The sequence below is a fragment of the Streptomyces sp. WM6386 genome, from assembly GCF_000972385.1.
GTDB lineage: Bacteria > Actinomycetota > Actinomycetes > Streptomycetales > Streptomycetaceae > Streptomyces.
The window spans coordinates 131,493-154,955 of sequence record NZ_JXTE01000006.1 but is presented as its reverse complement, the minus strand read 5'-3'; the positions used below and the strand labels follow the sequence as shown (position 1 = coordinate 154,955).

At 72.6% G+C, this 23,463-nt stretch carries 17 protein-coding genes and 1 pseudogene; 5 read left to right on the top strand and 13 right to left on the bottom strand.

The window, feature by feature from the left end; genetic code table 11:
* Window positions 1–466 precede the first annotated feature (466 nt).
* The 5 genes from TN53_RS05725 to xylB form a co-directional block, all read right to left on the bottom strand.
* Window positions 467–1,990: an aldehyde dehydrogenase family protein gene (locus TN53_RS05725; protein ID WP_046257253.1), complete on the bottom strand. Its 1,524-nt coding sequence runs from the start codon at window positions 1,988–1,990 to the stop codon at window positions 467–469.
* 95 nt (window positions 1,991–2,085) lie between these two features.
* Window positions 2,086–3,387 (bottom strand): GAF domain-containing protein, encoded by a 1,302-nt coding sequence (locus TN53_RS05720; protein ID WP_046257252.1) that lies wholly within the window; start codon window positions 3,385–3,387, stop codon window positions 2,086–2,088.
* Between the two features lie 92 nt (window positions 3,388–3,479).
* Window positions 3,480–4,085 (bottom strand): N-acetylmuramoyl-L-alanine amidase, encoded by a 606-nt coding sequence (locus tag TN53_RS05715; RefSeq protein WP_046257251.1) that lies wholly within the window; start codon window positions 4,083–4,085, stop codon window positions 3,480–3,482.
* A gap of 312 nt (window positions 4,086–4,397) precedes the next feature.
* Window positions 4,398–5,606 (bottom strand): ROK family transcriptional regulator, encoded by a 1,209-nt coding sequence (locus tag TN53_RS05710; RefSeq protein ID WP_046257250.1) that lies wholly within the window; start codon window positions 5,604–5,606, stop codon window positions 4,398–4,400.
* Window positions 5,607–5,707: 101 nt separating this feature from the next.
* The gene (gene xylB, locus TN53_RS05705; protein ID WP_046257249.1) at window positions 5,708–7,153 is read right to left on the bottom strand and encodes a xylulokinase; all 1,446 of its coding nucleotides are present in this window, start codon (window positions 7,151–7,153) and stop codon (window positions 5,708–5,710) included.
* Between the two features lie 146 nt (window positions 7,154–7,299).
* Here xylB and xylA point away from each other — a divergent pair, with 146 nt between their 5' ends.
* The gene (gene xylA / locus TN53_RS05700) at window positions 7,300–8,466 is read left to right on the top strand and encodes a xylose isomerase (RefSeq protein WP_046257248.1); all 1,167 of its coding nucleotides are present in this window, start codon (window positions 7,300–7,302) and stop codon (window positions 8,464–8,466) included.
* Between the two features lie 398 nt (window positions 8,467–8,864).
* Window positions 8,865–9,461 carry a hypothetical protein gene (locus tag TN53_RS48180; protein WP_046257247.1) on the top strand — a complete coding sequence of 199 codons (597 nt, stop codon included), beginning with the start codon at window positions 8,865–8,867 and terminating at the stop codon, window positions 9,459–9,461.
* Here TN53_RS48180 and TN53_RS05690 read toward each other — a convergent pair whose 3' ends face one another.
* Window positions 9,462–10,802 carry an esterase-like activity of phytase family protein gene (locus tag TN53_RS05690; protein ID WP_046257246.1) on the bottom strand — a complete coding sequence of 447 codons (1,341 nt, stop codon included), beginning with the start codon at window positions 10,800–10,802 and terminating at the stop codon, window positions 9,462–9,464.
* A gap of 125 nt (window positions 10,803–10,927) precedes the next feature.
* Between TN53_RS05690 and TN53_RS05685 the strand changes: the two genes are divergently transcribed.
* Window positions 10,928–11,332, top strand: a complete 405-nt coding sequence (locus tag TN53_RS05685) for an NUDIX hydrolase (protein ID WP_095046311.1) — start codon at window positions 10,928–10,930, stop codon at window positions 11,330–11,332.
* Here TN53_RS05685 and TN53_RS05680 read toward each other — a convergent pair.
* Genes TN53_RS05680 through TN53_RS05670 form a run of 3 tightly spaced genes read right to left on the bottom strand, consistent with a single transcriptional unit; the run spans window position 11,319 to window position 15,961 of the window.
* On the bottom strand, window positions 11,319–11,870 hold the full coding sequence (locus TN53_RS05680) for a GNAT family N-acetyltransferase (RefSeq protein WP_046257244.1): 552 nt from the start codon (window positions 11,868–11,870) through the stop codon (window positions 11,319–11,321). The genes TN53_RS05685 and TN53_RS05680 overlap by 14 nt on opposite strands.
* A 6-nt stretch (window positions 11,871–11,876) precedes the next feature.
* Window positions 11,877–13,109: an SWF or SNF family helicase gene (locus TN53_RS05675; RefSeq protein ID WP_046257243.1), complete on the bottom strand. Its 1,233-nt coding sequence runs from the start codon at window positions 13,107–13,109 to the stop codon at window positions 11,877–11,879.
* A complete protein-coding gene (locus TN53_RS05670; RefSeq protein WP_046257242.1) occupies window positions 13,106–15,961 on the bottom strand; it encodes a DEAD/DEAH box helicase in 2,856 nt (951 codons plus the stop codon). The genes TN53_RS05675 and TN53_RS05670 overlap by 4 nt, the downstream gene beginning before the upstream one ends.
* Window positions 15,962–16,207: 246 nt before the next feature.
* Between TN53_RS05670 and TN53_RS05665 the strand changes: the two genes are divergently transcribed.
* The gene (locus tag TN53_RS05665; RefSeq protein ID WP_046257241.1) at window positions 16,208–16,390 is read left to right on the top strand and encodes a hypothetical protein; all 183 of its coding nucleotides are present in this window, start codon (window positions 16,208–16,210) and stop codon (window positions 16,388–16,390) included.
* A gap of 9 nt (window positions 16,391–16,399) precedes the next feature.
* Here the strand turns inward: TN53_RS05665 and TN53_RS05660 are convergent.
* Window positions 16,400–17,784, bottom strand: a pseudogene (locus TN53_RS05660) (tannase/feruloyl esterase family alpha/beta hydrolase).
* 233 nt (window positions 17,785–18,017) lie between these two features.
* Here TN53_RS05660 and TN53_RS05655 point away from each other — a divergent pair.
* The gene (locus tag TN53_RS05655; RefSeq protein WP_046257240.1) at window positions 18,018–21,386 is read left to right on the top strand and encodes a hypothetical protein; all 3,369 of its coding nucleotides are present in this window, start codon (window positions 18,018–18,020) and stop codon (window positions 21,384–21,386) included.
* 6 nt (window positions 21,387–21,392) lie between these two features.
* On the opposite strand, the gene TN53_RS05650 is transcribed toward TN53_RS05655, so the two are convergent.
* From TN53_RS05650 to TN53_RS05640, 3 genes are all read right to left on the bottom strand, one after another.
* Window positions 21,393–22,229, bottom strand: a complete 837-nt coding sequence (locus TN53_RS05650) for a hypothetical protein (RefSeq protein ID WP_046257239.1) — start codon at window positions 22,227–22,229, stop codon at window positions 21,393–21,395.
* Window positions 22,230–22,363: 134 nt separating this feature from the next.
* On the bottom strand, window positions 22,364–22,660 hold the full coding sequence (locus tag TN53_RS05645) for a hypothetical protein (RefSeq protein ID WP_046257309.1): 297 nt from the start codon (window positions 22,658–22,660) through the stop codon (window positions 22,364–22,366).
* Between the two features lie 40 nt (window positions 22,661–22,700).
* Entirely contained in the window at window positions 22,701–23,456 is a 756-nt protein-coding gene (locus TN53_RS05640; protein ID WP_159038099.1) for a hypothetical protein, read from the bottom strand.
* Window positions 23,457–23,463 lie beyond the last annotated feature (7 nt).

The following is a 23,463-nucleotide window of genomic DNA, read 5'->3' as shown; positions in this document are numbered from 1 at the left end:
CACCCCCGCAACAGCGGCACCGACGAGCCGACAACTCCCCCGTCTTTGAGGCATGCAGCGCGACAGCTGCACGCAGTGGGGAAGGTGGCAAGGAAACGGCCAGAAGAGGAAACGGCGTGTGGCCCCTACTGATGCGCCTGCCCAGCCGCAGGCCAGGCCGGGCTCGGCTCCGCCGTAGGGCACGACCGGCTCCTTTTCCGCCACTACGCCAAGTTCCTGGACGGGGTCCGGGAGCAGGCCAACCGCCTCATCGAGCAGTCCATGCAGGAGTGGGACCGCGTCAGCCAGGGCCAACAGCCTGTGAGCTGAGGGTTTGGTCCGTGACTGGTCCGGAAGAGCTGGTCGGGAGCGGGATAGGGGTGGGAGGAACTGGGAGTTACAACGTAAACGGCGCCTCGCTCCGAGTAGGTCGAGCGGAAGGCGCCTGACGGGCAAAATGCCAGGTCAGGCGCCTCGTTTCGTGCTTCTAGAAGAAGCCGAGCTTCTTCGGCGAGTACGACACCAGGAGGTTCTTGGTCTGCTGGTAGTGCTCGAGCATCATCTTGTGCGTCTCCCGGCCGATCCCCGACTGCTTGTAACCGCCGAATGCCGCGTGGGCGGGGTACGCGTGGTAGCAGTTCGTCCAGACGCGGCCCGCCTGGATCGCGCGGCCCGCGCGGTACGCGGTGTTGATGTCGCGGGTCCAGACTCCCGCGCCCAGGCCGTACAGGGTGTCGTTCGCGATTTTGACGGCGTCGTCGAAGTCGTCGAAGGACGCGACGGAGACGACCGGTCCGAAGATTTCCTCCTGGAAGATCCGCATCCGGTTGTCGCCCTCGAAGATGGTCGGCTGGACGTAGTAGCCGCCCTTCAACTCGCCTTCGTACTCGATGCGTTGGCCGCCGGTGAGGATCTTCGCGCCTTCCTGGCGACCGATGTCGAGGTAGGAGAGGATCTTCTCGAGCTGGTCGTTGGAGGCCTGGGCGCCGATCATCGTGTCGGTGTCCAGAGGGTGCCCCGGCTTGATCAGTTCGGTGCGGGCGACCGCCGCCTGAAGGAACTCGGCGTAGCGGCCGCGCTGGACCAGGGCCCGGGACGGGCAGGTGCACACCTCGCCCTGGTTGAGGGCGAACATGGTGAACCCTTCGAGGGCCTTGTCGCGGAAGTCGTCGTCGTGCGCCCATACGTCGTCGAAGAAGATGTTGGGCGACTTGCCGCCGAGTTCGAGGGTGACCGGCTTGATGTTCTCCGAGGCGTACTGCATGATCAGCCGCCCCGTCGTGGTCTCGCCGGTGAAGGCGACCTTCGCGACGCGCGCGCTGGACGCGAGCGGCTTGCCCGCCTCCACGCCGAAGCCGTTGACGATGTTGACCACGCCCGGCGGCAGCAGGTCGGCGATCAGGCTCATCCAGTAGTGGATGGACGCCGGGGTCTGTTCGGCCGGCTTGATGACGACCGCGTTGCCCGCGGCGAGGGCGGGGGCGAGCTTCCACACCGCCATCAGGATCGGGAAGTTCCACGGGATGATCTGCGCGACCACGCCGAGCGGTTCGTGGAAGTGGTACGCCACCGTGTCGTCGTCGACCTCGCCGAGGGAGCCCTCCTGCGCGCGGATCGCCCCCGCGAAGTAGCGGAAGTGGTCGATGGCGAGCGGGATGTCGGCCGCCAGCGTCTCGCGCACCGGCTTGCCGTTCTCCCAGCTCTCCGCGACGGCCAGCGGCTCGAGATACGCCTCCATACGGTCGGCGATCTTCAGCAGGATGTCGGAGCGCTCGGTCACCGACGTACGGCCCCAGGCCGGGGCGGCCGCGTGTGCCGCGTCGAGCGCCCGCTCGACGTCCTCCGCCGTTCCGCGCGCGACCTCGGTGAACGGCTGCCCGTTGACCGGCGAGGGGTTCTCGAAGTACTGCCCACGGGCCGGCGGTACGTACTCGCCGCCGATGAAGTGATCGTAGCGCGCCTGGTAGGAGACGATCGCGCCCTCGGTGCCCGGCGCCGCGTAACGGGTCATGCTGGTCTGCCTCCCTGCAGCAGCGCTGCCCGCCGTTGGGCAGCTCTCTGCGCGAGGCTAGGGACGGGCACGTTGCAACTACGTTGCCGTCTGCCTCAGGGGCAGGGCCGGAGCGCCCCCGGTGCCGCAACTCCCCGGCGCCGTACGTCCGGTGACGACAGCTCCGCCTCCAGGGCCGCCAGGCGCGAGCGCACCGCCGCCGTCGGACGGGCCGCCACCAGAGCCCGCCACACCTCGAAGTCGTCCTCGCCCCACGGCGTGTGCGCCCAGTCCGCCAGCAGGTCAGGGTCGCGGCGGGCGATCAACGCGGTACGGAGGCCGTCGGCGATACGGCGCCTGAGGCGCACCACCGAGGGGGCCTGGGAAGCGGGCAGCAGCGGACCGGAGTACGCCGTCGCAGCCGCCGTGACCGCACCGGTCTCCAGCCGCCGTTCCACGACGGAGACATCGGACTCGACCGGCACGGTGAGCCGGTAGGGACGCGAGGCCAGCAGGCCGGGGCCCAGCAGCCTGCGCAGCCGGGCCAGTTCGGCGCGCAGTGTCACCGGCGTCACCGACTCGTCCTCGTACAGCGCGCACAGCAGCTCGTCCCCGGTCAGCCCCTCCGGATGGCAGGACAGCAGCACCATGATCTCGCTGTGCCGGCGGCTGAGCCTGATCCGGCGGCCTCCGGTGAGCAACTGGGCCTCGTCACGGCCCAGCGCGGTCAGCTCGGGCAGGTCGGCCGCGGGCAGCTCCGGGGCGAGCAGCGCCAGATGGGACTCCGCGGCCCGCGCGACAGCCTGGACGAAGCCCAGACTGTGCGGATGCGCGAGCCCGTCCCCGCCGGTGATGTCCACGGCACCCAGCACCCGCCCGGTACGGGGATCGTGCACCGGAGCCGCCGCGCAGGTCCACGGCTGCACCTGCCGGATGAAGTGCTCGGCGGCGAACACCTGTACCGGCCGGTCGAGGGCGACCGCCGTCCCCGGCGCGTTGGTCCCGACCGCGTTCTCCGCCCACCGCGCCCCCGGCACGAAGTTCATCAGCCCCGCCTGCCGCCGGGTCGACGCATGCCCCTCGACCCACAGCAGCCTGCCGTGCGCGTCGCACACCGCGAGCAGATGCTCCCCGTCGGCCGCGAAGGTGCCCAGCAGTTCACGGAACAGCGGCATCACCCGGGCCAGCGGATGCTCCGCCCGATAGACACCGAGGTCGCCGTCCATGAGCTCGACGCTCGCGCTGCCGTCGGGCCCGACACCGGCCCGCGCGGAACGTCGCCAGGAGTCCGCCACCACGGGGCGCACCGGCCGCGGCACGGTACCCGCCTCGGTGAACGTCTCGTGCGCCCGGCGCAGCATCCGCGCACGCTCGGCGGGGTCGGCCCCCGGCTCCAGGGCCACCCACGGATCGGTCAACTGGGCCTCCCCGAAAGGCGATGCGGCTGGAGACATCGTCACTCCCGGTGCGCGCGCGGACAACCTTTTCGACCGGCGTCACCCGAACGACATCACTGCCCGGCGCGCTCGACCAGCCTCATATAGCGCTCCCAGTCCCAGTGCGGGCCGGGGTCGGTGTGGTCCGAACCCGGCACCTCGTGGTGCGCGATGATGTGCGCCCGGTCCTTCGGGATCGTGTACTTGGCGCAGATGTCGGCCGTCAGCCGCGCCGACTGTTCGTACAGGACGTCCGTGAAGTAGGCAGGGCGGTCCACCCACCCCTCGTGCTCGATGCCGATACTGCGCGTGTTGTAGTCCCAGTTCCCCGCGTGCCAGGCGATGTCGCCCTCCCGGACGCACTGCGCAATGTTGCCGTCCCGGGAACGGACCACGTAGTGGGCGGACACCTGCTTCTCGGGACTACGGAAGACACCCAGGGTCTTGCGGTAGCTCGTCTGCGTCACGTGGATGATCACAAGGTCGATGGGGTGGCTCGTCGGGCGGTTCGCCGAGGTGCGGTTGGCGGACGTCGCCGGCTGCCACTCGGCGAGCGCGTGGTCGACGGCGTGGGCGTCCGCTCCGGCGCGCGCCTCCGGCAGCAGCGCGTACGGGACGGCGGTGAGGGCGGCGCCCTTCAGGAGCCGTCGCCTGCTCGGCAGCGGTCTTGCCCGTTCCATGGACGATCGCCTTTCGGTGGTGCGGTGTTGTTCGAGACGCGGGTCAGGGACGGACGGTTGCCGCGGTCTCCCTCAGCTGCGCGTGCACACCGCGGTGCGTCTCCCGCGCGGGCAGCCAGTGCTTGACGATCAGCACCACGGGAGGCGGATGCCGCACACCGGCTCGAGCGACTCGCGTGAATCACGGTACGTCGCTTGCGGGTTGGGCAGAAGGAAGCAGCGTGTTTCGGTGGACGGCCTGCGACCTGTGGAAAACTCGCTCACTCGGCCGAGTGAACAAGGCGAGTGGACCGGACCGAAGTCGCCCTGGGGTCAGGCCCGTTCGGCCACAGCGGCAGGGTCGTCGAGGACGGCCCGCACCACCGAGTGCGCGGCCCCCAGCAACGGCCCCTCGGGACCCAGCCGCGACACGGACACCGGGCACGGCGGTCCCGCCGTCCGCCGGGCCAGCTCGGCCTCCAGCGAGGGCAGCAGCCATGGTGCGAGCCCGGACAGCTCACCGCCCAGCACCACGTTCTCGGGGTCCAGCAGATTGACCGCCCCGGTCAGCGCGACGCCGAGCGCCCGCCCCGCGTCCCGCAGGGCACGACGTACGTCGTCGTCCCCTTCGGCGGCACGCGCCGCGAGCAGCCCGACCCGGTCGCCCCCCGGCTCCAGACCGGCCGCACGCAGCACGGCCTCCTCACCGGCGTACTGCTCCAGGCACCCACGCCCACCGCACGGGCACTGCGGCCCCTCGGGTTCCACCGGCACATGCCCCAGCTCGCCCGCGAAGCCGCGGGTCCCGCGCAGCAGACCGCCGGCCACGACGACGGCCGCACCGATGCCGATCTCCGCCGACACATGCAGGAAGTCGAGCGGGGTGCCGTCGCCGAGCCAGAGTTCGGCGAGGGCGCCGAAGTTGGCCTCGTTGTCCACGGTCAGCGGGAACGCCGTGGGCAGCAGGGCGCCGAGGTCCGTGTCGTGCCAGTCGAGGTTCGGGGCGCGCACGACCGTACGGCCGTCGCGCGCCACCAGGCCGGGCACGGCCACGGCGAGCCCCGTCGGCCACAGGCCCTCGCCCTCCGCCTCGGTGACGACCCGGTCGATCAGCTCGGTGAGTTCCTCGATCACCGGCGCGGGGGAGCGACCGCGGTTCGCACCGTGCCGTACGGCACGGACCCGCACCTGGCCGCGCAGGTCGACCGCGCAGACCGCGAGGTGGTCGACGCCGACCTCGGCGCCGAGCCCGGCGGGACCGTGCGCGCTGACGGCGAGCGCCGACCCGGGTCGGCCCACCCGGCCCGGCCGCTCGGGGCCGAGCTCTTCGAGCAGGCCCGAGCGTATGAGCTCGTCGACGAGGGTCGACACGGCCGCACGGGTCAGCCTGATCCGCGAGGCGACGGCGGCACGGGAGAGCGGTCCCTCGGCGCTGACGGTGTGCATCACCCGGGCCAGGTTGCGGCGGCGCATGCCCTGCTGGGTGTCGGGCAGCGCGCGCCCCGGTCCGGCCGGGTGGGCGTCGTGCAGCGGTGCGGTCATGCCTCCGCCAGTCCTCTGGTGATCGATACGGTTCGCCGCGAGCCCGTCAGGCGGTGGGCGACCTCAGCGGGCCGCCGCGCGCCTGCCGGGCGGCGGACGTCTCAGCCGGTCTCCGCCGGCCTGTCCAGCAGCGGAGCCGCGTCGGAGAGTACCCCGGAGATCCTCGCCATCGTCGCCTCGTCCCGCTCCACGGCCTCCAGTACCGGGCCGGCGGTCGTGTTCCAGCGCCGGGCGACCGCGGCCGGGTCCTCGCCGGTCAGCAGGCCCGCCGCCTGGGCGGCCGCGCCGAGTGCGACGAGCTCCTTGGCCTCGGGGATCTGCACGGGACGGCCCGAGAGCCGGCGTACGGTCTCCTGCCAGGCCCTGCCCCGGGCGCCGCCGCCGATCAGCAGCAGCGGGACCGAACGGTCCGCGTCCTCGTCGAGGACCAGGTCGAGCGCGCCCAGCAGCGCGTGGACGGCACCGTCGTAGGCGGCCTGCAGGAGCTGGCCGCCGGTGGTGTCGTGCCGCAGGCCGTACAGGAGTCCGGAGGCGCCCGGCAGTGCTGGGGTGCGCTCGCCGTCCAGGTACGGCAGGAGCGTGACAGCGGTGGTGGGCTCCACGGCCTCCCGGTCGAGGCCGAGCAGGGCGGCGACGCGGTCGACGGCGAGCGTGCAGTTCAGGGTGCAGGCCAGGGGCAGCCAGTCCCCGTGCGCGTCGGCGAACCCGGCCACGGTGCCGGTCGGGTCGGAGGGGCGCCGCTTGGAGACCGCGTACACCGTGCCCGACGTGCCCAGGCTCAGCACGGGGGTGCCGGGACGCAGTCCGAGGCCCAGCGCGGCCGCCGCGTTGTCGCCGGTGCCCGGGGCGACCAGGGTGCCCTTGGAGAACGGCAGGTCATGGCCGTCGCGCACGGTCCCCGCCACCTCGCCAGGCCGGACCACGCGGGGCAGCAGGGCGGGGTCGAGACCGACGTGCGCGAGGGTCTCCTCGTCGTACGCCTCGGTCGCCGACACCCACCAGCCGGTACCGGAGACGTCGCCGCGGTCGGTCGTGCCCTGGCCCGTGAGGCGCTCGGTGAGGTAGTCGTGCGGGAGGCGCACCGCTTTGGTCGCGCGGATCGCGTCCGGCTCGTTCTCGGCGAGCCAGGCCCACTTCGTGACCGTGAAGGACGGGCCCGGCACGCTGCCGGTGCGCTCCGCCCAGGCCTTCGGTCCGCCCAGTTCCTCGATGAGCCGGGCGGCCTGCGGCGCGGAGCGCACGTCGTTCCACAGCAGGGCGGGGCGTACCGGCTCGCCCTGCGCGTCCAGCGTGACGAGGCCGTGCTGCTGCCCGCCGATCGACACGGCGGCGGCCTCGCGGGCCGCGTCACCGCACTGGTGCAGGGCCTCGCACAGGGCGTCCCACCACTGGCGCGGGTCGCTCTCGCGCCCCGCCCCGGAGGAGACGGTGTGCGACGCCTGTCCGCTCGCCACCACCCTTCCGGTCGACGCGTCGACGACCAGGGCCTTGGTGGACTGCGTGGACGTGTCCACGCCGACGACGAGCGGACCCTCGGCAGCTGACATCAGGCTCTCCCTTTTGCGTGCTCAAGCGGCTCGTGTCTCCGTCCGAAGACCGTCGGAGACATCTTGTCTCTTCCCAGAGACGCGATCGCATACTAATTTGTAAACGGCCATGACGAAATAGTCGCAAGCAATCAAGGAGTCGCGGCATGAACTACCAGCCCACCCCCGAGGACAGGTTCACCTTCGGCCTGTGGACCGTCGGCTGGCAGGGAAGGGACCCGTTCGGCGACGCCACGCGGAGTGCCCTGGACCCCGTCGAGACCGTGCGGCGCCTGGCCGAGCTCGGCGCCCACGGTGTGACCTTCCACGACGACGACCTGATCCCCTTCGGGTCCTCGGACACCGAGCGCGATGGCCACATCAAGCGCTTCCGGGAGGCCCTCGACGCGACCGGCATGAAGGTGCCGATGGCCACCACCAACCTCTTCACGCACCCCGTCTTCAAGGACGGCGCGTTCACCGCGAACGACCGTGACGTGCGCCGCTACGCCCTGCGCAAGACGATCCGCAACATCGACCTGGCGGTCGAGCTCGGCGCCGAGACCTACGTCGCCTGGGGCGGCCGCGAGGGCGCGGAGTCCGGCGCCGCCAAGGACGTACGCGTGGCCCTGGACCGCATGAAGGAGGGCTTCGACCTCCTCGGCGAGTACGTGACCGAGCAGGGCTACGACCTGAAGTTCGCGATCGAGCCCAAGCCGAACGAGCCGCGCGGCGACATCCTGCTTCCCACGGTCGGCCACGCCCTGGCGTTCATCGAGCGCCTGGAGCGCCCGGAGCTCTACGGCGTCAACCCGGAGGTCGGCCACGAGCAGATGGCCGGGCTGAACTTCCCGCACGGCATCGCGCAGGCCCTGTGGGCGGGCAAGCTCTTCCACATCGACCTCAACGGCCAGTCCGGCATCAAGTACGACCAGGACCTGCGCTTCGGCGCGGGCGACCTGCGGTCCGCCTTCTGGCTGGTCGACCTGCTGGAGAGCGCCGGTTACGCGGGTCCCAAGCACTTCGACTTCAAGCCGCCGCGGACCGAGGACTTCGACGGCGTCTGGGCGTCGGCCGCGGGCTGCATGCGCAACTACCTGATTCTCAAGGAGCGTGCGGCCGCCTTCCGTGCCGACCCGCAGGTCCAGGAGGCGCTGCGGGCCGCGCGTCTGGACGAGTTGGCGCAGCCCACGGCGGCGGACGGCCTGAAGTCGCTGCTCGCGGACCGTACGGCCTTCGAGGAGTTCGACGTGGAGGCGGCCGCCGCGCGCGGTATGGCCTTCGAGCAGCTCGACCAGCTGGCGATGGACCACCTGCTGGGCGCCCGCGGCTGAACGCACGCGCGCGTGCGTGTGTGATCGGTCTCCGGGTTTGATCGGCCCCCGCGCGGAATGCTCCGGAACGATGCCATCCATGGCATGAGTCGGTATCAACTTCCGTGCGGGGGTCGCGCCGTGCCCCGCACACGGCGACCCTGGACGGTATGGCCATGCCGCCCGTACCGCCTCAGCCGCCCGGGCCGCCGGACGACACGCCGCCCTACGGCGGCGGCTTCGGCCCTCCTCCTGAAGGCTTCGGCTCCTCGGGAGGGGGCTATGGGCCTCCGGGCGGGTACGGTCCGCCTCCCGGAGGCAACGGACCGCCCACGTACGGGGGATGGGATCCGCCTCCTCCGCCGGAACCGCCCGGTGGCCCGGGCCGGGGCCGCAATCCGCTGTTCATCCTGCTCACCGTGCTCGTGGTCGGTGCCGCCGTCGCCGCCATCGTGCTGATGGCGTCGGGCAGCGACGACGACTCGCCGGGCGACAAGCCCAGCGCGAGCGCGAGCAGTTCGCCCCGCCCCACCCTGAGCCTGCCGACCGGACTGCCCAGCGAGCTCCCGACGAAGCTGCCGACCCAACTGCCCTCGCAGTTCCCCACCGACCTGCCGAGCGAGTTCCCCAGCGGCCTCGAGTCGCTGATCCCGTCCTTCGCGTCCGACGAAGTGCCCTACTACATGCTGCGAACCGGCGACTGCTTCGACACCGACGGCGGCCGGCCCGGGCAGGCGGCCAAGCGCCCCTGCGGTAAACCGCACGACGCCGAGGTCGTGAAGATCGCGGAACTCGAGGGCGACTACACGACCGACGCGGCCCTGAAGAAGGCCGCGTCGGACCTGTGCGAGCGGACCCTCGACGACAAGGCGGCGGACCAGCCCGGCGGGACCGTGCGCGGCATCCTGGTGCAGTACCCGGACCCCGCCGGCTACCGGCTCGGCATCGACAACGTCGCCTGCAGCCTGGCCGCCGACACCCAGGGCGCCCGCAAGCTCACCGCACCCCTGACGTGATCAGACGCCGCGCGGCAGCCGCACGTACGTCACCGTCGTCTCCACCCCGCTGTCGACCAGCCGGCCCTGAGCGTCGAACGCGCCTGTGCCGTCGGTCATCCCGAAGTCGTTGTCGTTGATCAGGGCGAGCGTGTCGCGGTCCACGCGCGCGACGCCCTCGATCTTCCCCGGCACCCCGTCGACCGCGCCCAGGTCGACGACCGGACGCTTGGCGAGCACCGGCACACCCGAAGCGGCCGGATCGTCGAGCTGCTCCAGCGACGGCGACGTCGTGTCGTCGTCATAGGGGCCGCCGAGGATGTTCGCCTCGCGGTCCAGGTGGACGAGCTGGAGCCGTGCCGCCTTGTCGGTGCGCTCCTCGACCAGCAGACGGTTGCCGCCCACCGCGACCACCGAGGAGATCTTCAGCTCGGAGGTGTCGTCCTCGCTCGGGTCGACGACGTCCACCGGGTCGAAGCGGTACGCGTACTCGGCTGTGACGGCCTTCTTCCTGGGCGAGAACCGCAGCAGACGGGCGGTGCGCGACGCCTCACCCGCGTCCGTGTCCGGCAGGGACAGCGGGCTCTGCACGGCCAGCACGAGGTCGCCGCCCGGCAGCTGGGCGAGCCCCTCGAAACCGCGGTTGATCTTCCGGTGCAGCAGGACGGCGGGCAGCGCCTCCACCACCGGATAGCCGGCGCCGGTGAGATGCAGCCCCTCGGGGACGTAGCGCGTCAGCACCTTCCCGCGCGCGGAGACATGGACCAGCGAGGGCCCGTACTCGTCGGCGAGCCAGAAACTGCCGTCCGCGGCCCGCACGATGCCCTCGGTGTCCAGCCCGCTCGGGTTGTACGACAGAGACGTCCTCGCGTCATAGGTGTACGGCGCCTCGTCGCGCCCCTCCTGGTTCGGCAACCCGGTGACCGGCTTGCCGGAGGAGGTGGTGATCGGGACCGCGTCCAGCACCCTGACCGTGTCGCCGGACACCTTGATCCTCACGATCGCCGGGTCGAATCCGGGCACGGGGAACGTACGGCGCTTCGTGCCGTCGACCTTGATCTGGCCGTTGGGCCCGCGATCGGTGACGGTCCAGAACTCGCCCTTGCGGCCCGCGGGGTAGATGTCGCTGCCGATGCCGCCGACGTCCACGCCCCGGTCGTCCCCCACCGTGCCGGGCAACAGCCCGTTGCTGAACGCGCCCAGCGGGATGTCCCCGAGCGTCGCCGCGCGGATGACATGCGGCTCGCCCGACGCGGCGCCCTCGGCCGGGGAAGCGGCCACGAGCGCGGCCAGCACGGCGAAGGGCACGCCCGCCGCGAGGGAACGGTGGACGCGGCGCCGGCCGGTGGCAGACGGGGACATCGGGCCTCCTGGGTGCACAAGTTCACTGACAGCGGCCAGATTTGGGCCCCGTGTCGAACGCCGCACGACCGGCAGGTGAACGACGTGTGGCAGGGGCTCGTCGAGCGTGGGTGAGGATGGGGCCCATGACACAAGAGGTACTGCAAGTCGTGGCGGCCGCGATCGTCCGCGAGGGGCGGCTCCTGGTGGTGAGCAAGCAGGCGGCCCCCGAGGTCTTCTATGTGCCGGGCGGCAAACCGGACCCGGGCGAGGCGCCCCTGGAGACCCTGTACCGCGAGCTGGACGAGGAGTTGGGGGTACGGCCCCTGGAACCGCGGTTCCTGGCCGATGTCGAGGCCATGGCGGCCCTCGAAGGCGTGCCCATGCGGATGTCCCTCTACGGCGCCCGTCTCGCCCAGGTGCCGCGCCCCGCCGCCGAACTCGCGCACATGCGCTGGATCACCGGGCACGAGGACGACATCCGGATCGCGCCCGCGGTCAGGGACCACGTCCTGCCGATGCTGTGGCAGGGCCGCCTCACGGAGTCGTAGCAGCCCTGGCGGGCGCCAGGAACACGACCACGTCCGTCTCCTGGCCGGGCAGCGGTTCGGGCTCCGTCCAGCCGGTACGCCGGTAGAACGCGAGCGTGTCGTGCGCCTGGTCCCAGGTCAGCAACCACGCCCGGCCCTCCGGCACGGAGACGGTCAGGGCCGACAGCAGCCGACGGCCCAGACCCGTGCCGCGGGCGCGCGACCGTACGCCCAATTCGTCGACCTCGAAAGCGCCGACCAGCAGCTCGTCGACCCGGTCGGCGCCGAGCCGTCGGCTGACCTTGCCGTACGCGCGGTCGCTGCGAAAGGGGGACCGCGTCGTCCAGCCCGTGACGAAGCCGTCCACCCCACCGCTGTCCGAGAGCGCCAGGACGGCACGGAAGCCGGGGCGGTGCGCGTCCGTCTCCAGCCGCTCCCGGAACGCCGCGCGGGTCTCCTCGGCGTTCCGGTGGTCCCAGGGCGGGGCGGTGAAGATCTCGACGTACGCCTCGGTGAGCTCGTCCGCGACGGTGAGGATGTCCTGGCCGAAGTGCCTCATGACACATCAACCTATCTCCAGGGCCTCCTGAGCCGCAGCCAGCGCGGTCGCGGGATCCTGGACGCCGCCCCCCGCGGGCACCCAGCGGCCCCGCTCCTTCCGGTACGGCCACCAGCGGCCGTCCCGTCCCAGGCGCAACTGGCTCGAAGAGCCCACGACCGTCCACCGGTTGCCCCTCGCCCGCAACGACGGCCGCTCCTCCTCGTCCCACGCCGAGTCGAGCGCGGCACGCGCGCGTGCGAGCGTTTCACCCCCTGCCGTCCATTCCTCCTCGAGCACGTCCAGCGCGGCCACGCCTCCGTCCCGCCACGCGCGCATGGCCGGCGCCAACTCCTCCATGGCGCGCCCCGAGCCCTCTGCCAGCCGCTCCAGCACGGTCCTCTCCGAAATGCCCACCGCGAGGCGGACGGCGTCCTGGGCGAGCGTCAACTCGTCGTCGAAAGCGTCCTGTTCGGCCAGCAGACGGTATGCCTGTGCCGCGGTCCGGGCGGCCAGGAACTCCAGGGCGGCCGGACCGACACCGGAGGGGGCCGGCGTCTCGGTGTCCAGGGACGGTGGTACGCCGGGCTCCTCGGGGAGCTCCGGCAGGGCGGGCAGCGGCGGAAGGATGTCCCCGGCCGCGTACGCCTCGGCGGCGTCCACGCCCTCCTGCAGGGCCGGCGCCTCATCGGGTACGGCGGTGCGGTCCTGGAGGTCGTGCAGCAAGGCGCGTTCACCGCGGCCCCGCATCAGCAGCAGGACGAAGGGGTCCTCGTCCAGCAGCCGCGCCACCTGATAGCAGAGCGCCGCCGTGTGCCCGCAGTGGTCCCAGGCGCCACAGTCGCACTCCGGCTCCAGATCGCCCATCCCCGGCAGGAGTTCGACGCCCGCGGCCGCCGCGTCCTCGACCAGGTGCGGAGGCATGTCGCGGTCCAGGAGAGCCGCGACATGGCCGGCGCGCGCGACGGTCATGTCCAGGAAGCGGTCCCACTGGTCGTCGGACAGCTGCTCCAGCAGCACATCGGCCCGGTGCGGGGTGCGGTCGCGGTCCTGGACGACGGCCGTGATGCGCCCCGGCCGTACCGACACCGCGCCGACGGCTCCCGCGCGCGCGAGGCTCCGGCCGGTCTTCACCTGCGCGGTGTCGAGCGCGGCGTCCTCCAGCGCCTTCAGCCAGGCCTGGCCCCACCAGCTCTGCGCGAAGCCCCTCCCGCGCGCGGGAGGGAACGCGGCGAACGTGCGCTCCGTCTCGTCACTCATCGTGTGCCCCCTCGCAGTTCGACCAGATCCGCCAGCTCCGCGTCCGTCAGTTCCGTGAGGGCCGCCTCACCGGCGCCGAGCACCGCGTCGGCCAACTCCCGCTTGCGGCTCAGCATGTCGGCGATGCGGTCCTCGATGGTTCCCTCGGCGATCAACCGGTGCACCTGCACCGGCCGGTTCTGCCCGATCCGGTACGCACGGTCGGTGGCCTGTGCCTCCACGGCCGGGTTCCACCAGCGGTCGTAGTGCACGACATGCTCGGCCCGGGTGAGGTTCAGCCCCGTACCCGCCGCCTTCAACGACAGCAGGAAGACCGGGACCCCACCGTCCTGGAAGTGCTGGACCATCGCCTCCCGTTGAGCGACGGGCGTGCCGCCGTGCAGGAACTGCGAGGGCACTCCGCGGGTGGCCAGGTGCCGCTCGATGAGGCGGGCCATCTGCACGTACTGCGTGAAGACCAGCACGCTCGCCCCCTCGGAGAGGATGGTGTCGAGCAACTCGTCCAGGAGCTCCAGCTTTCCGGACCGTCCGACGATCCTCGGCCGGTCCTCCTTGAGGTACTGCGCCGGGTGGTTGCAGATCTGCTTCAGCCCGGTCAGCAGCTTCACGATCAGCCCTCGCCGCGCCATGTTGTCGGCGCCGGAGATCTCCGCGAGCGTCTCGCGCACCACGGCCTCGTACAGACCCGCCTGCTCCTTGGTGAGCGACACCGCGCGGTCCGTCTCCGTCTTCGGCGGCAGCTCCGGAGCGATGCCCGGATCCGACTTGCGGCGGCGCAGCAGGAACGGGCGCACCAGCCGCGACAGCCGCTCGGCGGCCCTCGGATCCCGGCCGCCCTCGATGGCCTGCGCGTACCGGGCGCGGAACGCGCCGAGGCGGCCCAGCAGGCCGGGAGTCGTCCAGTCGAGGATGGCCCACAGCTCCGACAGGTTGTTCTCCACCGGGGTGCCGGTGAGCGCCACGCGTGCGCGTGCGCCGATGGAACGCAGCTGCCGTGCCGTCGCCGAGTACGGGTTCTTGACGTGCTGCGCCTCGTCCGCCACGACCATGCCCCACGACACGTCGGCCAGCCGGTCGGCGTCCAGCCGCATCGTGCCGTACGTGGTGAGCACGAACTCCCCGGCGGCCAGGGCGTCCAGGTCCCGTCGCGGCCCGTGGAAGCGGCGCACGCGCGTGCCGGGGGCGAACCTCTCGATCTCGCGCTGCCAGTTGCCCATGAGGGAGGTCGGGCACACCACGAGCGTGGGACCGGCGGTGGAGGCATCCGTCTGCCGGTGCAGATGCAGCGCGATCAGCGTGATCGTCTTGCCGAGCCCCATGTCGTCGGCGAGACAGCAGCCCAGCCCCAAGGAGGTCATCCGCGCCAGCCAGTTGAGGCCGCGCCGCTGGTAGTCCCGCAGCGTGGCCGCGAGCTCCGCGGGCTGCTCGACCGGCTGTTGCGCCTCGGGGTCCGCGAGCCGTTCCCGCAGGTCCGCGAGCCATCCCGTGGGGTGCACCTCGACCCGGTGGCCGTCGATCTCCGTGGAGCCCGTGAGAGCGGCGCCGAGCGCGTCGACGGGGGTGATCTTGCGGTCCTGCTGGGCGCGGGCCCGGCGCACCTCCTGCGGGTCGATCAGGACCCACTGGTCGCGCAGCCGCACGACAGGGCGGTTCGACTCGGCCAGTCGGTCGAGCTCCTCGCGGGTGAGCTGCTGGTCGCCGAGTGCGAACCGCCAGTTGAAGGCCAGCAGCGCGTCGGCGGAGAGGAACGAGGGGGTGTCCGAGGAGAGTCTGCCGGGCTCCGACGTGTCGTCCGGCGGACCGACCACCGCGCGGGCCGTCAGTTCGCGGGCGAGCTCCTTGGGCCAGTGCACGTCGACTCCGGCGCCGGCGAGGGTCCGGGCGCCGGCCGAGAGGAGATCGATGACCTCCTCGTCGGCGAGTTCGAGCGCGTCCGGCACGGCCGCCGAGAGCAGGGGCGCGAGCGGCGGCCAGGCGCGGGCCGCGCGGCGCAGCGCGAGCAGGGCGTCCATCCGCGCACGAGGGCCGAACGCCCCGCCCGGCCCTGTCCACACCTCGCCGGCGTCCGCGACCAGCGCCGGATCGCTCACGTCGTGCACCTGCAGCACGGCCCGGAACGCCGGGGTGGCCTCGTCCCGCGCCGCGGTCGAGAGACCGGGTGCCTCGATCCGCAGCGACAGCCGTACGCCCGCGTCGTGACCGGCGGCCACATCGGCCGCCCAGGCCCGGTGCCCGGGCACGTGCTGCGGTTCCCGCGCCGCGTAGGCGGGGCCGCCGGTCACGAGCGACGCGGCGGGGGAGCGGGGCAGCGTGTCGGCGATCGCGTCGAGGAAGGCGCGCAGCAGCCGCTCGGGATCGGGCAGCCGCAGCGGTGGGCCGCCGTCGAGCGGTACGGCGTGCGCCTCGGGCGGCATCGCCGCGGCCAGCGCCCGGATACGCTCGACGTCCTCGGGGCGCAACGGACCCACGCGCCAGGCGTCGTTGTCGCCCTCGGACAGGCCGGGCAGCAGCAGTCCGCGAGCCGCGAGCTGCAGTGCGTGCACGGCGGCCGTGCCCCAGAACACGGTCGCCCGATGGCCGTGCGTGGCGGCACGCGCACGCGTGAGGACGGGCAGGGCCGCCCGCACCGGCAGCAGCACGGCCGGCACGGTCACCGTCTCCACCCCCTCCTCGCCGGGCGCGACGACGGTCAGGTCCTCGACGTAGCCCGACGCGACGGCCGGCGGTGCGTCGCCATCGGGGTCCCAGAAGGCGACGGAACCGGTGCGGGCCGGGTCGCCGGGGACGAACACGGCACAGCATCGGGCCAGTTCAGAGATCTCGGACGGTGTTGCCGCGGGAATCCTCGGCACAGGAATGCGATACTCCTCAAACTTGACTACTCAGCGCGGAGTGGCCGAGGGTACAGCACCTGCTCGGTCGACCCGGAATGACCGGGCCGTGATCTGGGTCACCTCATGGTGGGGATGGGTATCCCTGTCTCAGGGACACCTAGGGGTAGCGCCTCAGGGACGTCTCAGGGTCGTGGTGCGGAACCGTGGGGAGCGCGGGCCCGTTCTCAGGACAGAGAGCGGCTGTGGCCGCGGAGGAGGCGACACATGTCGAAGAACGCGAAGATCGCCGCAGGAGGTGTGGCGGTCGGCATCCTTCTGCTGATCTGGCTGCCGTGGTGGGCCGCGCTCCTGATAGTCCTGGGAGTGCCGGCCGCCGCGTACCTCACGCTGGACCCCTCGCAGCGGCGCAGGTTGCGCCGTGTCTCACGCAAGGAGCTCGGTCGCTGAGAGCCTCGGCTACCGGGCCGCCTCGGCCCGGTCGGCCAGGGTGCAGGAGTTGACCACGTCGCCGCTCGCGGGCCTGCTCACGGCATGGTCCGCGGGCGGCGGGGTGCCTCGCTCCACCCATGACACCAGCGCGTCGAAGGCCGACCGGTAGCAGGGCAGGATCGGCCGCAGCAGGTCCGGATAGGTGTCGTACAGGCCGTCGACATGCGTGCCGCCCTCGACCGTGTAGTAGCGGTGCACACGGCCCCTGCCGCTCGCGTCGACCATGCGCGCGTACACATCGGAGTCGGCGGCCTCGGGCAGCAGCGCGTCCAGGTCGCCGTGCAGGGTGATCAGCGGTCGGCCGATCCGTCCGGTCAGCGCCACCCGGGCCACGGCGCGACGGACGGACGCCGGGCGTGCGGTGTAGTCGTAGACCGCGTCGGTGGCGCAGGGCGCCAGCACCTGCTCCGTGGTGGTCCCCGCGGTCGGGCCGGGGCAGGCGGGGTCGTAGGCCGGGTCGAACTCGGCGCGGTAGATCTTCTGCGTGACCCCCAGTAGGCCTTCTCGTGGTACGGCCACAGGAACTCCGAGCCGCGCGCGAAGCCCACCGCATACAGGTCCTCGTCCCGCGCCGAGCCGGTCGTACGGGCCACGGCCGCGGGCAGCGAGGTGAGCAGATTCGGGCCGTCCGCGGTCCACAACGCGCCCTCCCAGTCCACGCCGCCGTCGTACAGCTCCGGATGGTTCTCCAGCTGCCAGCGCGTCAGATAGCCGCCGTTGGAGATGCCCGTCATGTACGTGCGGCTCGGCGTGTGCCCGTAACGCCGGGCCACCGCACGCTTGGCCGCGCGCGTGAGCTGGGTGGTGCGCGCGTTCCACTCGGCGACCGCGTCACCGGGGCGGGTGCCGTCGCGGTAGAAGTCGGCGCCGTTGTTGCCCTTGTCGGTCGCGGCGTAGGCGTAGCCCTGCGCGAGCACTTGGTCGGAGATCGCCGTGTCCGTGGCGTACTGCCTGCGCGTACCCGGTGCGCCGGTGATGACGAGTCCGCCGTTCCAGCGGTCCGGGAGTCTGATCACGAACTGGGCGTCGTGCTGCCATCCGTGGGTGGCGTTGAACCGGGAGGGGTCCGGGAAGTAGCCGTCGATCTGCACACCGGGAACCCCGGACGGGGTGCGGGTCGCCCTGGCCGTCAGCCCCGCCTGGTCGGCCGTGTCGGTGTACGGGGTGCCGGCCAGCCCGGTGGTCGTCAGGTCCGTGAGACACGCGCTCCGTTGGAAGGCCGCGCCCGGCACGTGGACGCGGTCCTGTCGTGCGCAGTGACCATCTGCCGTGCCTGCGGCGGGAGTCGGCCAGGTGAGGACCGTCGCCACGAGTGCGGCGGCGAGGAGCGGGACGCCTCGGGACAGGTGCATGAGGGCCTCCGGTACGGGTCGGGGAGTCGCGGGCTGCCTCATGGTGCGAGTGCTGTACGGCGCCATCCATGGGTCGGGGCCACATGGAATGAGCTCGCCATATGTGAAGTGCCGTGTGGAGGAAGGGGATCGAAGAGGCGCGAGAAATTCGTTTGCGCAGGTGATCAGCGGCACCCCACCATGGCCGACATGACTTCTGGAAAGGGGGCCCAGCGACTCCACGGTGAGCGCTGATGGCCGCATACGAGGCGTCCCCGACGCCGTCCCGACAGCCCCAGAACCCGCCGGCGCCCCTGACGCCCGCCTGGCTGAGGGCCCACTTCGACACCCTGCCCTTCCCGGCCCGTACGAGCGCCCTGGCGCGCTATGCCCGCACCCTCGCTCCGGGCGCCTACGAGACGCTCCACCATGTCCTCGACCACGGCGATCACGCCGACCGGCACACAGCTCTGTTCCTCGCGGTGGTCCGCCGCGACCTGGAACGGGTGACGGAGGCTCTCGCCGACCCGCTGCTGGGACGCCGGGCCCGCTCGGCGGCCATCCGGCTGCCCGTACCCGAACAGGCCCTGGTGCGCCTGGCCCTGAGCGACATCAGGGCTGTACGCCACGACACCTATCGACTCCTCAAGCTGAGCCGCCGTACCGCACTGGCGGCCAGGCTGCTGCCGCAGATCCACGAATGCCACGGCGGCCGGGAAGCGGCCGCACTCCTGCCCGCCTGCCCACCCGAGACGGTGGCCGAATGGCTGCCCCGCGTCGAACCGGCACCCGGCGTCCTCAACTCCCTGGCCCGCACCGCCCCCTACGCCGTCGCCGTACACGTGACGGCTCAATGCGCGCACCGTCCCCAGCACCTGACCCGCCAGTTCCGTGCCGTCGCGTCGCTCGCCGCCCGGCGTGAGCCGCGCGCGGCGCTCCTGTTGCTGGAACGGACACCGCTGCTGCTCACTCCCGCAGCCGTCCTCTCCGCCCTGACCCGGCCCGCCGAAGCACTGGCGGTGCTGCGCACACCACCCCCCGGCCCCGGCGACCGCGCCCGGGAACGCCTCGTCCCCGTAGGCCCGCTGCCGCCCTCGCTGCGCCAAACGCTCCTCGCCCTGCCCGCACACGACCTGGCGGAACTCGCCGAGCACTGCCGCTGCACCGGACGCCGACCCGTCGCGCCGGGCCGCACCGACGTCACTCCGGACGATCTGCTCGCTCTCCTCCCACCCGCCGAGCGGCGTCGCATCGTCGAGAAGCACACCAGGGCAACGCCACGGCCCGTCCCGGCGCCGGTCAACGCCCTGGCCGCACTCGAACCCGCCGACCGGGCGGATCTGGTCCGTCCCTCGGCGGTGCGCGGCGAACGCCGCCCCTGGAGCCTGGTCCGAGCGGCACAGGCCCTGCCGCTCGCCGAGGGTGAACCGTTGCTGAAGGCGCTCGCGGACAACCACCGCGTCCAACACCGCTCCCTGGCCTGGCCCGCTCTGCTGATCTGCGCCGAACTCGAAGGCGACCCCGAGCAGTTCGCCCGTATCGCCGCCGACTGTGAACGGGCCTGGCACGACCAGGACGCCGTGCGCCGTCCCGCGCTCGAACAACTCGCGGGCGCCGCCGGTCACCTGCTCGCCGCCCTGCCCGAACGCGTCCTGCGTGACGCCGTCCTCACCACCGTCCAGGCGCACGACTCGACGGAAGACACCGTCAGGGCCGCGCGACGACTGCTCCACCGGGTCGCCGAGCGGGCGGCGGCGACCGGCCGCCCGGACCGGGCGGCCTACGCGGCCGGACTGCTCGGCGAACTCGTCACGCGCCCCGAACAGACCGAGGCGCTGCCCCCGTTGCACGTCGGCGAGACGACCGCCCGGGCCATCTGGACGGCGATCGCACCGACGGCCCTGCGCCGGCCCGAGGTGGGCACCGCCCTCACGGAGCTCCTCGCGACACACCTCACCGCGCTGCCGGAACTCGACGCCGAGGCGCTGCGGCTCGCCGCCGAGTGCGACGATCCGCACCTCGCGACGCGTGCCGCGGCGGCATGGGTCCGACCGCCGCGGCTGCGCGAACAGCGCTGCGCCGAACTGATCGCCCTGGACCCGACCTTCGTCACCGTTCCCGTCGTCCTGCGGACCGTCGCCACCCGCCGCACCGATCTGCTCGACCCCGTCCTGGCCGCCGCACGCGAGGGCCTCCCCGGCCGGTTGCGCACCCGCCGCACCACTTGGACACTGCACCTCGCGCCCGGCGTCGCCGGAAGGTGGCTGCCTGCCCAGCGGGACGCCTGGGAAGAGCACCACGCGCGCGTGGTGCTCGACGAATCGGCTCCGCTGCGCGTGCGGACCGATGCGGCGAGGCTGCTGAGGGACCCCGAACGTCTGACGGCGCTCACGCAGGATGCCCCACAGCCGGTGGCAGCGGCGGCACTCGTGGCCCTCGGCGACGTCCCGGACCGCGATCATGTCTCTCTTCTGCTGCGGCACGCGGGAACCGGGGGCGTGCGCGGCCGTGCCGCGATGGCCTCGGTGCGGCGGCTGATCGCACGGCTGCCGGACGACGAAGCGGTACCCCTGCTGGCACCCGTGGCGTGCGCCGCGGACGGCCCGGTGGGCGCCCGCAAGGAAGCCGTACGGGCGCTGGCCGACCTCCCACGGCAGGACGCCTTCGAGGCCCTCCTGGCGGCCTGGGACGTGCCGGGCCGGCATCGGGACGTGCGCGCCGTCCTCGCCCGCGTCCTGCTGCCGGCGATCGACCACCGGGACGTGGCCGACCGTCTGGAGGGGGCTGTCCATGAGACCGCCGTACGCGACGAGGTCGTACACGCACGCGTGGGCATCGGTCGCACGGTTCCGAGGGAGGCGTACGCCGCCTTCCTGGTACGGCTGATGGAGACGGGCGACGAGGACACCGTGGTCGCCGCGTGCCAGGTGCTTCCGACGTGGCTGGCGCCCGGCGCGGCCGACGGGCTCCATGCGATCGCGGATGCCCTCGCGGCCCCGGCTCACCCGCGCAGCGTGTGGGACGCGGCCGCGCGCCAACTCCTCCGGCTGCCGCCGGGTCCGGTAACCGAGTCGGCGTTCCGGGGCGCCTTCGACGCTCTGGCCGCACGAGCCGTGGACCCACGCGCGCGTGCCGATGCGCTGCGGCGGCTGCACGCGTGCGCCGAGTACTCGGATCCAGGAGGCGGCGAGGGGCCGTCGGCGGTGCTGGACGCGCTCGCCGACACCCTGGAGGCCGTGGGGCTCCACGCCGACGCCGCGCGTGTGAGCTGGGACAGCGCCATGGTGCTCGTACGCAACGGCGAACACGACGGACACCGGTGGGAGAGAGTCGCGCGCCAGTGCGAGGCGGGGGCGGGACGGCTGCCGACACGGCACTGCGTACCGGCCGATCTGCACCGGCCACGCGTGCGTGCCGCCCTGCTCGCCGCCGCGCGGACCCTCCGTGCCCGTGGCTCCGCCGTGACCGGCCGCCTCGCGCTGGAGCTCGTCCGGGCCGGCGGCCGGGCGGCATCCTGGGACGAACCCTGGCGGGCAGAACTCGACGCGCTCAGGGCCCACCAGGACGCGGACACCGTCGTGGACGCCCTGTTGGTGGACCCGGACGGCCGCGGCCGTCGATGACCCGGTTCAGCTGGGACGTACGGCCATCTTGTCGAGCGCCTCCAGCAGCCCCGGCAGCTCCGGGCCGCGGCCGACCGGCAGCACCTCGCCGGGCTCGTCGTCGAGCAGCACGAACGCGATGTCGTCGGTCCTGGCCACGAGCGACCAGCCGGGTCCGTCGGCACGCAGGGTGCGGGCGTCGCCCGGCGCGAAGGACGACCGGACCCGGCCCAGGGGCGGCGGCGTGTCCACATACCCACGGGCCTCCGCGAGGACACGCCGGATGCCGCTGTGGCCCCCGGGCGCGCCCACCTCGCCCTCCCCGCCGTTCTCGGCGGACTCCACCGGTTCCGGCACCGGGAAGTCGGCGTCGTCGATCTGCTCACGCCACGTGGCCCACTGGAGGGCGATCTCGTCGGCCCCCAGCCGACGCTGAGCCGGCCCCCAGACGCTGGTGTCGGGCGGCGTCAGCGCAGGGCCGTCCGCGACCTCCGGCTCGGGATCGTGCGGCGCGGGCACACCCGGAGCCGCGACGGCCACGGCGAGGGGCCAGCCCGGCAGGCCGGCGACGACCGTGCGTTCGTCGGGCGACAGGTCGTACTCCATGCCGCAGTCCCAGGACGCGATGGCGACGGCGACCAGCGAGACGTCGTCGATGACGACCGTCCAGCGGGAGCCGTCGCCGTCCTGGCCGAGCACCAGGCCGTACCCGTCGGCGAGCGGCGCGAGACCGAGCGCCGCACAGGCCTCCGGATAGTCGTCGCCCAGCACGCTCGGGAACTTCGCCGGCGTCAGCAGCACCGCCGTCAGCACATAGAGCGCGTCGTCCTCGGCGGCGACGGTGTCCTCGTCCGTCCCGGCCATCCCAGCCTCCCCATCGGTATGTCCAACGGCGCGCACCCTAGTGTGCGCGGAAGCCGCTTGTCACGACTCCCCAGCCCACCCGGAGCTGCTGTTTTCCGGCCGGACAGGGCGAATCGGCCTCTTTGGACCGTCGATCAGGCCGCCGGAAGCCCCAGGAGGGCACGGGCCACGGTCTGCGGCGACTCGTCGCGCTCCCGCGCGAGCGCGATGACCGCCCGGCACGCCAGCTCGCTCACCCCGAACGACAACGCCTCCGGAGACACCCAGCCGACGGCCTCGTCGATCTGGTCCTGGTCGTCCTCGGCACAGGCCGAGACGTAGGCCGCCGCGGCCTCGAACAGGTTGTGCGCGCGTTTGTCCCGGCTGTTGTCCGTCTCGGTGCGCTCGGTGTCGAAGAATCTGGCGAAGGACTTGCGGACCCTGCCGAACATGCTGACCACCTTCCCCCTGCGTGGTTGGCTGACCGATCGTTCATCTCCCCCTACTCAACGTAGGGTTGGAGCTCCGGCGGTAGAAGGGGGGGGCGGCGTGGAAGCGCGCCGCCGACTCTCGGTGATCTTTGGGAGAAGGCGCAACGGTGTCGTCCCGCCATACGACGACGGCGAGGTGCGGGGTGTCGAGCAGAACGTGTGCGGTCTTCCACTCGTGGACTTGCTCGTTCAGGCGGCAGCGCGATCCCGAGGCCCAGTGCGCGCCGCGTCGTGCTTGCGAGTACGCCTCCTTGTCCGCCGCCTCCTCGCTGCCGGGCAGAGCCAGCCCGAGGCCGGTCGGGGTGGTCGAGACCGAGCAGAGTGCCAGGTCGCCGTGGGAGGCGAGCGCGTAGTACAGCGGCGGGTCGGTGTCGACGGCCGAAGTGTGGGGCAGGGCGCACGATGGGCAGGGGCGCGTGACGACGTCGATGTCCTCCGAGGCCCTTCCCGTGCGGGCGGCCAGCAGTCGTCGGAGTCCGTCGTGGGCCGGTTGCGCAGCCGTGAGCAACCACAGGTCCGGTCCGTCGGTGTGCCATTGCCGTGCCGCGGGCGGGTCGTCGGGGTCGAACGGGACCGCCTCACGGGTGCGGTACGCGGCCCAGCCGCCGTACGGATGCGTCGCGGGCGCGAAGCCCAGCGGAGCGCCCGGAGCCGCGGCCATCCGCTCCGGCGTCCAGTACGCGAGGAGGTCCTGCCGCCGATCGAGCAGTTCCTGAGGCAGAGCGGGCGCTTCTTGACGCAGGTGCTTTTTTCTCATACGGCTC